The organism is Epilithonimonas arachidiradicis (assembly GCF_003610695.1).
Taxonomy (GTDB): Bacteria; Bacteroidota; Bacteroidia; order Flavobacteriales; family Weeksellaceae; genus Epilithonimonas; species Epilithonimonas arachidiradicis.
This window is the reverse complement of record NZ_RAQH01000001.1, coordinates 595,639-607,416: the sequence shown is the minus strand read 5'-3', so window position 1 is coordinate 607,416 and position 11,778 is coordinate 595,639. Positions and strand designations below refer to the sequence as shown.

16 protein-coding genes are annotated in these 11,778 nt (G+C 37.9%); all 16 read left to right on the top strand.

Annotated elements, in window-relative coordinates; genetic code table 11:
• Positions 1 to 117: 117 nt before the first annotated feature.
• On the top strand, positions 118 to 1,107 hold the full coding sequence (locus tag BXY58_RS02900) for a hypothetical protein (RefSeq protein ID WP_120212294.1): 990 nt from the start codon (positions 118 to 120) through the stop codon (positions 1,105 to 1,107).
• Between the two features lie 31 nt (positions 1,108 to 1,138).
• A complete protein-coding gene (locus BXY58_RS02895) occupies positions 1,139 to 2,173 on the top strand; it encodes a hypothetical protein (protein WP_120212293.1) in 1,035 nt (344 codons plus the stop codon).
• A 16-nt stretch (positions 2,174 to 2,189) separates the two neighbouring features.
• Positions 2,190 to 2,549, top strand: a complete 360-nt coding sequence (locus BXY58_RS02890) for a hypothetical protein (RefSeq protein ID WP_120212292.1) — start codon at positions 2,190 to 2,192, stop codon at positions 2,547 to 2,549.
• Positions 2,550 to 3,056 (top strand): lysozyme, encoded by a 507-nt coding sequence (locus BXY58_RS02885; protein WP_120212291.1) that lies wholly within the window; start codon positions 2,550 to 2,552, stop codon positions 3,054 to 3,056. It begins immediately after the preceding gene.
• Positions 3,053 to 3,571, top strand: coding sequence for a hypothetical protein (locus BXY58_RS02880; RefSeq protein WP_120212290.1), 519 nt, complete (start codon positions 3,053 to 3,055; stop codon positions 3,569 to 3,571). Before BXY58_RS02885 ends, BXY58_RS02880 begins: the two co-directional genes overlap by 4 nt.
• Positions 3,549 to 4,721 carry a DUF2586 family protein gene (locus BXY58_RS02875; RefSeq protein ID WP_120212289.1) on the top strand — a complete coding sequence of 391 codons (1,173 nt, stop codon included), beginning with the start codon at positions 3,549 to 3,551 and terminating at the stop codon, positions 4,719 to 4,721. The genes BXY58_RS02880 and BXY58_RS02875 overlap by 23 nt, the downstream gene beginning before the upstream one ends.
• Positions 4,722 to 4,723: 2 nt before the next feature.
• Positions 4,724 to 5,143: a hypothetical protein gene (locus BXY58_RS02870; RefSeq protein WP_120212288.1), complete on the top strand. Its 420-nt coding sequence runs from the start codon at positions 4,724 to 4,726 to the stop codon at positions 5,141 to 5,143.
• A 75-nt stretch (positions 5,144 to 5,218) separates the two neighbouring features.
• On the top strand, positions 5,219 to 5,764 hold the full coding sequence (locus BXY58_RS02865; protein WP_120212287.1) for a hypothetical protein: 546 nt from the start codon (positions 5,219 to 5,221) through the stop codon (positions 5,762 to 5,764).
• A 199-nt stretch (positions 5,765 to 5,963) separates the two neighbouring features.
• On the top strand, positions 5,964 to 7,850 hold the full coding sequence (locus BXY58_RS02860) for a tape measure protein (protein ID WP_120212286.1): 1,887 nt from the start codon (positions 5,964 to 5,966) through the stop codon (positions 7,848 to 7,850).
• Entirely contained in the window at positions 7,850 to 8,446 is a 597-nt protein-coding gene (locus tag BXY58_RS02855; protein WP_120212285.1) for a DUF6046 domain-containing protein, read from the top strand. The genes BXY58_RS02860 and BXY58_RS02855 overlap by 1 nt, the downstream gene beginning before the upstream one ends.
• Positions 8,446 to 9,414, top strand: a complete 969-nt coding sequence (locus BXY58_RS02850; protein ID WP_120212284.1) for a late control protein — start codon at positions 8,446 to 8,448, stop codon at positions 9,412 to 9,414. Before BXY58_RS02855 ends, BXY58_RS02850 begins: the two co-directional genes overlap by 1 nt.
• The gene (locus BXY58_RS02845; protein ID WP_120212283.1) at positions 9,414 to 9,902 is read left to right on the top strand and encodes a hypothetical protein; all 489 of its coding nucleotides are present in this window, start codon (positions 9,414 to 9,416) and stop codon (positions 9,900 to 9,902) included. The genes BXY58_RS02850 and BXY58_RS02845 overlap by 1 nt, the downstream gene beginning before the upstream one ends.
• Entirely contained in the window at positions 9,902 to 10,105 is a 204-nt protein-coding gene (locus BXY58_RS02840) for a hypothetical protein (RefSeq protein ID WP_120212282.1), read from the top strand. Before BXY58_RS02845 ends, BXY58_RS02840 begins: the two co-directional genes overlap by 1 nt.
• Positions 10,102 to 10,647, top strand: coding sequence for a phage holin family protein (locus BXY58_RS02835; protein WP_120212281.1), 546 nt, complete (start codon positions 10,102 to 10,104; stop codon positions 10,645 to 10,647). The genes BXY58_RS02840 and BXY58_RS02835 overlap by 4 nt, the downstream gene beginning before the upstream one ends.
• Positions 10,619 to 10,921, top strand: coding sequence for a hypothetical protein (locus BXY58_RS02830; RefSeq protein ID WP_229728376.1), 303 nt, complete (start codon positions 10,619 to 10,621; stop codon positions 10,919 to 10,921). Before BXY58_RS02835 ends, BXY58_RS02830 begins: the two co-directional genes overlap by 29 nt.
• Positions 10,921 to 11,769, top strand: a complete 849-nt coding sequence (locus BXY58_RS02825) for a nucleotidyltransferase (RefSeq protein ID WP_120212280.1) — start codon at positions 10,921 to 10,923, stop codon at positions 11,767 to 11,769. The genes BXY58_RS02830 and BXY58_RS02825 overlap by 1 nt, the downstream gene beginning before the upstream one ends.
• Positions 11,770 to 11,778 lie beyond the last annotated feature (9 nt).

The following is an 11,778-nucleotide window of genomic DNA, read 5'->3' as shown; positions in this document are numbered from 1 at the left end:
GCCAAACTGTTGGAAATCATTGCCAAAATATTGGAAACCATTGTAATACGATTTTTTTTCAGTGTTGAAATCATTCAATTTTGTCATCACAATAAGAGTGAAAGCTCACAGAATTAAATGGAATATAAGTTCATAGTAAACACTGAAAATGTAAACTCTTACGGATACAGAATTATCACGGAAGGCATAGAGACTACACAATACGAAAGAAATCCGGTTGTATTGTTTATGCACCAGCGCCCGGACTATAAACCGACAGGTGATGAAGTGATAGGACGTGCAAGATTGGCAAAAGAAGGCGATCAGCTTTTAGCATACATCACTTTTGATACGGAAAATGACTTTGCAGCGAAAATTGAGAAAAAGGTTAAAGGTGACTTTATCCGTATGTGTTCAATGTATGCAGATGTTATTGAGGCTAGCTCCGATCCAGCATTAGCAATGCCAGGGCAGAAATATGAAACTATTACCAAATGTAAGCTGATAGAAATCTCAATTGTTGATATCGGTGGAAATGATGACGCAATCAGACTTTCATCTGGTGGTTCTACTCCAAAAATTAAACTCTTAAATCAAAAAAAAATTATAATGTCAGAACTAAAAACAATCGCTTTAGCTTTGGGAAAGCCTGCTGATACTAGCGAATCTGAACTGTTAAATACAGTAACCGAATTGAAATTGGCGAAAACCAACGCCGAAAATAAAGCTTCTGAATGGGAAGGTAAATACGTTGCACTTCAAAAATCCGAAGCGACAACTATCGTAAACAAAGCTGTTAAACTTGGACTTATTCCGGAAGATCTTGCAGAAGGGCAAATCTCTTTATTCGAAAAGGATTTCGAAGGTCAAAAAGTGAAGCTTTCCAAACTCATCGAAGAAAAAGAAGAGTCTGATGTTAAGGACGGAACCAATGCAGCCATCCAAGCGGTTGTTTTAGCAGGTGGAAAAAAGACACCTGTCAACACAGGCGGCGAAGAATCTTTCGATTATTTGCAAAAAAATGATCCTGTTAAGTTGGCAAAAATAAGAGCGGAAGAGCCTGTAAAATATGCTCAGCTTTCAGCAGCTTACGGTCAAGGTGTAAGATGGACACCAGCTCAAAAATAATTACTCACTCAAAAAATACTCTATTAATATTATGAAAAAGAGACTTTCATTATTGGCTTTGTCCATTAACTTCATTCTGGCTTTTACAGCATCCTTTGTTTTTGGTCAAGCTATGCCGGATATACAATTTAATCCGGTGGTTTCCGCTGCCATCATCACAGTTGGTCACGCTTCACTTACCTACTTCCTGCCGCCTTTGTACAAGGGTAATCTTATGGAGGGACTCCAAACTGAGGTTTGGATTGCCGATATCAAAGAAAAGCCACTACCAGACACTTCTTTTATTGCACAATCTCAGGATTTATCAGCTTATGTTAATAATAATGTTTTACATCTTGCTGAAGCTGGTGTAGACCCGGACGTTCATCTCAATTACTTTACAGATAATACTGACGAATTGCCAATCCAAGATATTGCCGATATTCCTCACGAAGTTGTGTTGCAAATCTGGTCAACTTCACAAACACGCCATAATAACTTGTTAGAAGCTGAATTGAGTTATGATAAAAGAGCATCAGTTCTTAATCGACATAGAGCAGCATTAGCAAAAAATATGGCTCAGAGAACTGCCTTCGCTTGGTCTGCTGCAACTAATGACGAATTTAATAAGATTCTAAATCTAGGCGCAAATGACTCCGTTATCGATGCATTTATCGATATGCGTGCATTTTTCAAAAAATTAGATATTGATATGTCTAATATGAATGTTATTCTGCAAGCCGATCACGAAGCAAGAATCAGAAAAGAGGACAAAAAGCTATACAAAGAGATTATCTCTGAGAAAGGAGCAACTCTTCACGATTTCAAGATTTTCAGTTATTCCAAAACGCCATATTATACGGCAGCAGGTGCGAGAAAGCCTTGGGGCTCTACAGTGGAAGCTACTGATAAACAAGCGTCTGTTATTTGGGATTCTACAGAGGTATTTAGATGTACTGGAGATGTAGAAATCTATCCAACATTGAAACATTCTGGCTGGCAGGCTGATTTGTTCTCAATGGGACAAAGAGCCTTGAACGGTAAAATTAGAAGCAATTCACCGAAATACTTCGGAGCTATTCTCTAACCTTTAAAATCTAACAATGTCAGATACAAAACAAAAAGCATTGGACTACTTAGAGTCCAATGCTAACATCAAAGAAGTTTTTGGAACAACAGATGGTTTCATTTTTCTAAAGAAAGGTGATGCTTTAAATCACGCAAAAGCTTTGGATCCTGATAATCCAGAGGTTGAAACTTTTACACGTGATGAGCAACCTGCGAAAAAAGATGATGCGCCAAAATTGTCTCCAGCAGAATTGAAAGCTTTAAAAGAAAAAGCAACTGCTGAATACAAAGAATTGTTTGGAACTGATCCAGATTCTAAACTTTCCGGAGCAAAAATTCAAGCTTTGAACGATGCTAAAAAAGCAGAAATAGCGCAAAATCAAAATCCAGAGTAAATGTTATTAACAAATTTTGGAATTCAGCTCATCAATGAGGGCGAAAAGCAAAAAATGTTTGACATCTCCGGACAGAACTTTCTCAGTGATGTCGAAGGTGTAAAATATAAAGCATACAAAGATACAGGAGGCGTTTGGACAATTGGACGAGGTATCACCTATTATGAAGACGGAACTAAGGTAAAAGCTGGTGACACGATCACCAAAGAGAGAGAACAGAAATTGTTCTTAAATACGCTAAACTTCTACGTAAACAACGTCAATAAAAATGTCAAAAAAAGCCTTACGCAAAATCAGTTCAACGCCTTAGTATCTTTTTGTTACAATATCGGTGTAAGTGCTTTTAACGGTTCGACCCTTCTTAAAAGAGTTAACGCCAATCCGAATGATCCAGATATCAGAGTTCAGTTTATGCGTTGGGTAAAAGACAACGGAAAAACTGTTCAAGGGCTTATCAATCGCAGAAAAAAAGAATCTGATCTATATTTTTCAAGAGTAACCAGATGAAAACTTATAACATTATCCTTGTCTTTGTGGTGTTGTTTGTTTTGGGAGCTTGCCGGACAAATCGGCAGGTTTCCCAAACCAAAGAAACAACTAATGGCAATAGCACTGTTAAGATAACAAAGTATAGAGATACTATTCTCACTGCTCCGGGATCTTCAACAGGATTTCAACTGCCTTTAAACGCACTTACAAAGTGTCCCGATGGTTCCGCTCCAAAAAGTGCAGATAAAACCTACACGCAAAAGAATGGCAATGCCACAGCAAAAGTCATAGTGAAGCACGACACAATTATTGTGACTGCTGAATGTGATTCTATTGAATTAGCTACGAAGATCAGACAGGATTTTGAAAGTAGAGATTCCTTCACATCAGTCAAAGAAAATACATCGTCTCAAACAACTACCGGTTATGTGTTTTGGGATTTGGTTAAGGCTTTCGGACTCGGATTTCTGGCGTGTATCATCATTTTATTCATTTTAAAATTTTACTTAAATGTTACCATACATAAAGTTTAACATCTCAACCAACGGACTCGGACAGAATGCTGCCGATATCCAGAAGATTCCCGGATTGGTAATTACCGGAGCAACCGTTGCAGGAAAAGCAACTGTTGGGAAGTCTTATCAGATTTTCTCTTTGCAGGAAGCAAAAGACCTGGGAATCGAAGAGACCGGAACCAATGCCTTTGCATACAAACATATCAAAGCGTTCTACGATTACGCAGGAAGTAACGCAGAAATCTGGTTTATGTTGATTTCTGATGCTACAACAATGACATCAGCTCTTGATAAAGACTCGGGTGTTGCAAAACAATTAATTGCTGATGCAGGTGGAAATATTAGAGTATTAGGGATTGTGAAACAACCAACAGGAACGCCAACAATCACCAATGGTCTTGATGCCGATGTTTCCACAGCTGTAGAAAAAGCACAAGCTTTGGCAGATGAATTTGCAGACAAATACTTCCCTTTAAGAGTGATTATTTCGGGTAACAATTTCTCAGGCGTTTCAACGGCTTTGAAAAATTATGTTGCTGATAGTAATTTCAATAGGGTTTCAATTTTCTTATCTAATACTGATGCAACAGCAGAAGCTTCTATCGGTTTGGCGCTTGGAAGATTAGCAAGTATTCCTGTTCAAAGAAATATTGGAAGAGTTCGAGATGGCGCAGTTGAAAATACTGCTGCTTACTTCACCTCTGGAGGAAAAGTGGAAAGCTTATCAGCACAATGGAACGCTATTCACGATAAAGGTTACATCTTCTTGCAAAACTATGTTGGTCGTTCAGGGTTTTACTTTTCCGATGATCCGACACTAACACAAGTTGATGATGATTTCAAATCGTTGGCTAACGGTTTTGTGATGGACAAAGCGGTTTTACTTGCTTATGATGTTCTCTTGGATAATCTGAAGGATGAAGTACCAATCCAACCCAATGGAAGCATACATCCGGCAGTTGTAAAATCGTGGCAAGCATCAATCGATACGAGAATTAGAAATCTGATGGTTGCTGTAGGTGAACTTTCAGACGTACAAGTAAAAATTGATGCCAATCAGAATGTAGTCTCTACAGGTCAACTATTGGTTTCAATTGCCCTTTTGCCAGTTGGTTACGCTAAATATATAACCGTGAACATCGGGTTCACAACTAATACAGAAGCTTAATTATGCCAGATACATTTGATTCAAAACAATATAGTTGGAGCGATGTCTCCATTTCATTAGGTGGTAGAATTGTTACAGGTGTTACATCTGTAGAATATTCAAGAAAACAGGAAAAATCGATCCTTAGAGGTCGAGGCAGTAAAGGTCATAAAATAGTACGTGGTAATGAAGATTTTGAAGGAAAAATTACAATCTGGCAGTCTGAGTTCGAAGCGATGACGAGAGATGCTCCGGGAAAGAATCATCTCAGATTGGAATTTGACTTAACAATCGCTTACGTACCTGAGGACGGCGGACAGACTGTTACTGATACCTGTAAGACCTGTGAGTTTACGGAAGGGAAAAAGACATTCAATCAGGGAGATGGGAATATGTTAGTTGAACTACCATTTATTTTCCTTGACTTGATACCTCAGTCATAAACATTCATATCTATTATTTTTCAAAAAGCCTGTGCTAATTGGGTACAGGCTTTTTCAAACAAACAAAACAACATTATGCAAGCAACACAAGAACAAATCCAGGAATGGAAAGATAAATATGGCGGTGTTTACGAACTGCCAATTGAAGATAAATCCGCTTTTCTGAAAGAACCAAAAATGCAGGATTTCAAAAGAGCATTCACAGCAATGCAAAAAGGTGGTGACATCGCTTTCGGTGAAGAAATGATTAATGCACTTTGGATCGATGGAGATGAGGAAATCCGAAAAGATGATGAATATTTCTTACCAGCCAGAAAGGAGTTGGTCGATTTCTTCAATTATCCGGATGCTGTCATCAAGAAAAAAGGAACCGGACACGAAATTACAATTGAAGACTTCAAATGCGTTGTCAGAGTAATCACAAGAGAAGATATCAGGCTTGCCGAAAAGAAAAATCCGGCTAACAAGCCATTCCAGACACAAGAACATCTCTTTGATATGATCGTCACTTCAAAGGATGAAGCTTTCAACGACAAGAATAATCCTGAAGTGCGATTCCCATTATATCAGGCTATTGAAAAACTGCAAAATCAAAAGATTGGCAGACTAAAAAAGCTTTAGACGATGCTATCGTAGACATAGACGATGCATCGGCAAAAGAATACGGAAATAACATTGATATTAGACTTTTCAACGCTTATCTCAATTACTATATGCACATACCATCACCTGATAAGTTATCGGACGATGATTGGGCTGAAAAAATACAAGACCTACACTTTATAAGACAACAGGAGAAAAAAGCTTCTGAAGCCACCTAATGAACGTTTACGAATTTATTGTCAAAATGAAAGATTACGCCAGTTCGCAACTGAAAAATGTTGCTAACAGTGTCGGTGTAGCGTCCAGAAAGGCAAAAGATTTCATTAAGGATTTGGTGAATGTTGATAAACAATCTCAAAAAGTTGCTAGTGGATTAGGAAGTCTAAAACAAGCTTTTCTTGGAGTTTTTGCCGTCGCCACATTACAAAGCTTTGTGGGAAAGGTCGTCGAAGCCCGGGCGGAATTTGAAAAGTTTGATGCCGTCCTGACCAACACTTTTCAAAGTGAGAAGATAGGTTCTGGTGCTTTAGCACTTCTAACAGAGTTCGCAGCCAAAACGCCTTATCAGCTCAATGAGTTGACTGGTGGTTTTATCAAGCTTGTAAATAGGGGCGTTTATCCTACTTATCAAGAGATGACCAAATTAGGAGATTTGGCAAGTTCCCAGGGAAAATCCTTTGACCAAATGGTTGAAGCTTTACTCGATGCTCAGACTGGAGAATTCGAAAGGATGAAAGAGTTTGGTATCAAAGCTTCTAAGGACGGCGATAAAGTGAAATTGACTTTCAAGGGCGTAACAAAAGAAGTTGCCAATAATGAACAAGCGATCAAAGATGCAATCATTGCCTATGGTGGAATGAAAGGTGTCGCTGGCTCAATGGAAGTGGTATCTAAAACGCTTGGTGGTCAGATTTCAAATCTGGAAGACCAATGGTGGGGATTTTTAGTGGCTGTAGGAAGTTACGGCGGTGGAATATTTGGTGATGTGCTTGGTGGAGCTGCTGATTTACTGCAAATTCTACAGGATAATTTGCCTCTAATTGCACATTGGTTTGACTTGCTTTGGCAAAATATATACCCCGTTGTTACAGCGTTTAAAGAGTTTTTAAAAATCGCTGCTGAAGGTGTATTCGGGTTATCATCAAGTTCCGATGCATTAGGAATGTTTGGAGATATTATGGTAAGTGTTCTTCTAGCGGTTAATTGGTTTACAACAGGATTAATCGGCTTAATAAATTGGCTAAAGCCTATTGCTCCTTATATTTTAGATGCTGCAATAGCTTGGGGAATATTGAATGCTGTTATTGCGATTTCTCCAATAGGCTGGATTGTGATTGGTATTGTTGCCTTGATAACCGTCATTGGAATGGCGATTAAGTACACATCCGGTTGGGGCGATAGCTGGCACGCATTGAAAAAGATCTTTCAGATTGTTTGGGAACAGATCAAAGCCGATTTCAATTTTGGTGTCCTAAGTTTCAAAACAGGATTTAATTTAATGATTCTTTATGCGAAAGATGCAGCACAAACAATTGTAGGGATTTTCAGCAAAGTTGGTGATGCTATCAAGATGGCAATGGATGGTGATTTTTCTGGAGCTTTTAATAAAGTCACTGAAAAAGTAAAAACCGAAGCGTCCGGGCAAATTGATGCTTTGAAAAAAGAATATGCAAAACAGACCGCCGATTATTCAAAAGGTACGGACAATCGGGAAAAAGAATTGGTTAAGGCTGCCGGAAATATAGGAATTACCACAAACAAAGAAAGTATCGCTAATGATTTCAAAAAGCTTAAAGATTCTTTCAAAGGTTTAAAAGGCGAACAAACCGGGAATTCAAAAGATTATCTCGATGCAATTCCTGGTTTAACAGGAAAGGGGAAGCCGAAAGAAGAGGATGACGATAAGAAAAAAAAGAAAAAAGGCGATGGAATCACCGACGGTGGAAACCGCCTAACAAATATTACAATCAACATCAACAAATTGCAAGATCATACGATTATTAATGTTGACAAAACAGAAACCGGACTTAGTGGTCTTGGTGATAAGGTTCAGGAAATTTTATTAAGAGCTGCAAATAGCGCATTACAAATGCAAACAGGATAATGGAATTTGATTTTAAAGAATTGGTCGCTAGGGCGCACTTTGATTATGTCGGACCATTATTTCCGAATTGGTGGAAAAACAATAAAACAAAATTTATTCTACCCAATTTAATGGGGATTGGAAAAGATTTGGTTTTGGGCGGTCGCTATTTCACCACTTTGAGTGTTGCAGATAAAGCAGGTAATCAATATTTATTTCCTAATGAACCACTGTTATCAATTAGTCTTGCAAAAACGATTGTAGAAACTGCGACAGTTGGCAAAGAGCGGAAAGGAACCGTAAAAGAATATATCTGCACAGAAGATTACAATATCAATATCAAAGGTGTATGTGTTAATGAAAATGATCCAGAAACCTATCCTGCTGAGCAGGTCGCAGAACTGAAAAGGATGTTTGAAATAAATGATTCTTTAGAAGTGATTTCAAATCCTTTTTTGGAATTGTTTGAAATAAGAAATATTGTGTTGAAAGATGTTCAGTTTGATGAAATGGCAGGAGAACAAGGTTTGCAAAAATTTACAATGACGGCGGTAAGCGATCAGGATTTTTATGCTGATCTCAACGAAAGAGAAAAAACTTTAAAATCATTGCTGTAATGTTTATTCTATCATCAAAAATAGAAATAGGAGATTTTGTTTTCAATTCTGTTAATGAGGTTGAAATTACGAAGAGTGTTTTGGAGTTGGTTGACACAGCGGTCATCAAGATGCCTACAAAATTTAAAATCAGGTCAAACAATGAACAAAAATATATTGAAGAGGTTATTATGCCCGGCGATCCTGTCAAGATAACATTGGGATATGAAGGTAAGTATGAAGGAGTTGAGTTTGTTGGTTTTGTTAAAAAAGTTAATCCGAAAATTCCTATGGAAATCCATTGCGAGGATGCCATGTGGCTATTGAGAAGAAAGAATATTTCAAAATCTTGGAAGAAAACTACCTTAAAAGAGATTCTCCAAGAGATCGTTTCCGGCACTGGAATAAAGCTTTCTAAAAGAGTTCCGGACGTAGCTCTTGAAAGTTGGATAATCCGCTCAAAAAACGGGACACAAGCTTTGCAGGATATCAAAGAAAATATGGCAATGACTATTTTTCTGGAAGATGACGGAACGCTTTACTGTGGATTGCAACAGGCTACTAACATTGGACAAAGAGTAAAATATGACCTTAATTATAATCTTGTTGAGAATAATCTTGAATTCAAAACAGCTGACGAAAAAAAAATAAAAGTCATCTATACCTGGACGGATAAGAAAACCAACAAAAAGAAAACATATACAGCTGGTGACGACGGCGGTGAGGAGCGACGGTTCAACTTGAATGCTGTCTATGATGAGAAGATCATGCAGAATATGGCAGATAAAGTTTTAAAAGAGGCAAAATATGATGGTTTTGAAGGTGATGTAACTTCTTTTCTTTTGCCGTATGCAACTCGAGGAATGGCAGCGGAATTAATTGACAAAGAGCATAAAAACCGAGAAGGCAATTACTTCATTAAATCAGTGGTAACAACTTTTGGAATGTCTGGAGCCAGGAGAAAATCAACCCTCGGAAATCGATTGTAATGGATGATCTACAGAAACTATTTGCTAACCTAAAGGCGAGAGGTGTTTCCACATTTGCCGCTGAGGTACTTGAGGTCGATAAAGAATCGGGAACATGTACTGTTGTTGATGACGGAATTGAATATTACAATGTGCAGTTATCATCATTGATAGATGGCGCAAAAAAGCAACTTTTTATTTATCCTGTAATTGGTTCATCAGTTCTGGTATCGCCAATAGAAGAGAAGCTGGATTGGTTATATGTTGAGGTTTATTCTGAAGTGGAACAAGTGGACTGGAACATTGAGAACGTCAAATTTAGTTTTGATAAGGACGGTTTTCTGCTAAAAAAGGAAAATGAAACTTTAAAAAAATTGGTAGTTGACATACTAAAATTTGTTAAGACCGCTGAGAGAAAAACTTCAAGTGGTGTCACGCTCGGATTGATAGAACCACAAAAGATAATTGCAGACGAATTAATTAGTAGGACAGAAAACCTTTTGAAATAATGGCAACTCGTGAACAGTTAAAAATCAGAATAAAAAATAAAATTAAAGAGCTTCAGGAAAAGGAAGATGAATTAGAACTGGATGAACTAATTGCAGAAATCTATCTGATAATCTATGATGACTTTCTTGAAGATAAAATTGTAACCGGTGTTTGCCCTTCAGGAGGCGGAGCTTTAACGCAGGGAAAAATTATACAACTATGAAAGAACTAAACACTTACAAACATCATCTAATCCTGCTTTTTACAGCGGTTAAAAAACCAGCTGTTGCAGTTCCGGCAGTTAGCCTGGTCTCGCTTTCAAGTTGCCAGCTCGGAATGATTCTACTGTCAGGATTGATGGTTTTGGATTTCATCACAGGTGTTTTAGCCAGCTGGAATCTTTGGAAAGATTCTAAGATTCAAAGCAATTTTTGGAAGTATGGTTTTTCATCTCAAAAAATCCGTTTGTCCATTGTTAAGAGCGTGACTTATTTTTTATTCATTCTCAGTTCTTATGGCATCGAGTACCTGTTCCGGATCAAATCATTCGGAAAAAACAATTATACAGATCACGAAATCACCTTAACGCTTATTGCAATAGCAATAACCTGTGCGATCGAGTTTTATTCGATATTTTTTGAAAACCTGCCGAAAGCCGGATTTGATATTGAAAAGAAGGTGAAAATCATTTTCGTAAAAGTTAAAAAAGCAGTTACATCAGTAAAATCATTGACCGATGGCAATAACGGTAATAGTTCTTCATAATCAAAGCTTGCTTGATGTTGCAATCCAGCACACCGGAAGTGTTCAGAACGCTTTCGAGATTGCTGCCGCAAATGAAATGAGCTTAACAGATCAGCTGACTGCCGGAAAAGAGCTTATAATTCCTGATTCAATTACACAAGACGTAGACATAAAGAATTATTATCAATCAAGGGCAATACAGCCGGCAACGGACATCACACAAAATGGAGAATCTGAAGAACAGCCGGAAGGTATTTCGGTCTGGATTCTAAATCAAAATTTCATAGTACAATAATGGCAAGAAGCGTAGAAACAATATATTCAGATTTAGTCGCAAAAAAAGAAGCGGACGAAAGATTGAACGCTCTTAACTCGACTTCAAAAGTGGCGATTTGGCGTCTTTGGCTTTGGGTGTTTGCTTATGGTTCCTGGGTGCTGGAGACAATATTCGACAAACATCAGCAATTGATTGAGCAGCTACTCTCATTGCTGAAACCTCACACTTTGCGCTGGTATCGAAACAAGGTTTTGCAGTTCCAATACGGTTTTGACCTGATAGAAGATACAGACGTTTTTAATAACGGTTCTGCAACTGATGAAGAAATTGCTGCATCCAAAATCATCAAATATGCAGCGGTCACAGAATCAACGACTGAAAGTCGATTGATTGTTAAGATTGCCACTGAAGATGGTTCCGGAGTTCTGGCTCCGATTCCCGATGAAGTTTACCCGGCGTTTTCTGCGTATATGGAAGAAATAAAGGATGCAGGTGTGAAAATTACTGTCATTAATTACCTGCCGGATATCCTGAAGCTTTTAATGACAATATACTATGATCCATTGCTCTTGACTGCTGACGGTGTATCTATCAGAACCGGACGTAAACCGGTAGAAGATGCCTTAAAAGAGTTTATGAAGGAATTACCGTTCAATGGTGAATTAATATTAGCATCATTGATCGATAAGCTTCAGGCAACGGAAGGTATTAAAATTCCCCATCTGGTTAATGCACAAAGCAAGTGGATTGCTAATAATGGTGTGACTTACGGAAATTTTGAAAATATATCGGTGAAGAAAATTCCGACATCCGGATATTTTCAAATCGAAAACTTTGACAACATCAGTTATGTGGCATATAGTTAATTGGCGAAA

Excerpts from the sequence above, each read along its gene's own strand:
- BXY58_RS02900 (WP_120212294.1), top strand. The coding sequence starts at position 118 with ATGGAATATAAGTTCATAGTAAACACTGAAAATGTAAACTCTTACGGA.
- BXY58_RS02895 (WP_120212293.1), top strand. The coding sequence starts at position 1,139 with ATGAAAAAGAGACTTTCATTATTGGCTTTGTCCATTAACTTCATTCTG.
- BXY58_RS02890 (WP_120212292.1), top strand. The coding sequence starts at position 2,190 with ATGTCAGATACAAAACAAAAAGCATTGGACTACTTAGAGTCCAATGCT.
- BXY58_RS02885 (WP_120212291.1), top strand. The coding sequence starts at position 2,550 with ATGTTATTAACAAATTTTGGAATTCAGCTCATCAATGAGGGCGAAAAG.
- BXY58_RS02880 (WP_120212290.1), top strand. The coding sequence starts at position 3,053 with ATGAAAACTTATAACATTATCCTTGTCTTTGTGGTGTTGTTTGTTTTG.
- BXY58_RS02875 (WP_120212289.1), top strand. The coding sequence starts at position 3,549 with ATGTTACCATACATAAAGTTTAACATCTCAACCAACGGACTCGGACAG.
- BXY58_RS02870 (WP_120212288.1), top strand. The coding sequence starts at position 4,724 with ATGCCAGATACATTTGATTCAAAACAATATAGTTGGAGCGATGTCTCC.
- BXY58_RS02865 (WP_120212287.1), top strand. The coding sequence starts at position 5,219 with ATGCAAGCAACACAAGAACAAATCCAGGAATGGAAAGATAAATATGGC.
- BXY58_RS02860 (WP_120212286.1), top strand. The coding sequence starts at position 5,964 with ATGAACGTTTACGAATTTATTGTCAAAATGAAAGATTACGCCAGTTCG.
- BXY58_RS02855 (WP_120212285.1), top strand. The coding sequence starts at position 7,850 with ATGGAATTTGATTTTAAAGAATTGGTCGCTAGGGCGCACTTTGATTAT.
- BXY58_RS02850 (WP_120212284.1), top strand. The coding sequence starts at position 8,446 with ATGTTTATTCTATCATCAAAAATAGAAATAGGAGATTTTGTTTTCAAT.
- BXY58_RS02845 (WP_120212283.1), top strand. The coding sequence starts at position 9,414 with ATGGATGATCTACAGAAACTATTTGCTAACCTAAAGGCGAGAGGTGTT.
- BXY58_RS02840 (WP_120212282.1), top strand. The coding sequence starts at position 9,902 with ATGGCAACTCGTGAACAGTTAAAAATCAGAATAAAAAATAAAATTAAA.
- BXY58_RS02835 (WP_120212281.1), top strand. The coding sequence starts at position 10,102 with ATGAAAGAACTAAACACTTACAAACATCATCTAATCCTGCTTTTTACA.
- BXY58_RS02830 (WP_229728376.1), top strand. The coding sequence starts at position 10,619 with ATGGCAATAACGGTAATAGTTCTTCATAATCAAAGCTTGCTTGATGTT.
- BXY58_RS02825 (WP_120212280.1), top strand. The coding sequence starts at position 10,921 with ATGGCAAGAAGCGTAGAAACAATATATTCAGATTTAGTCGCAAAAAAA.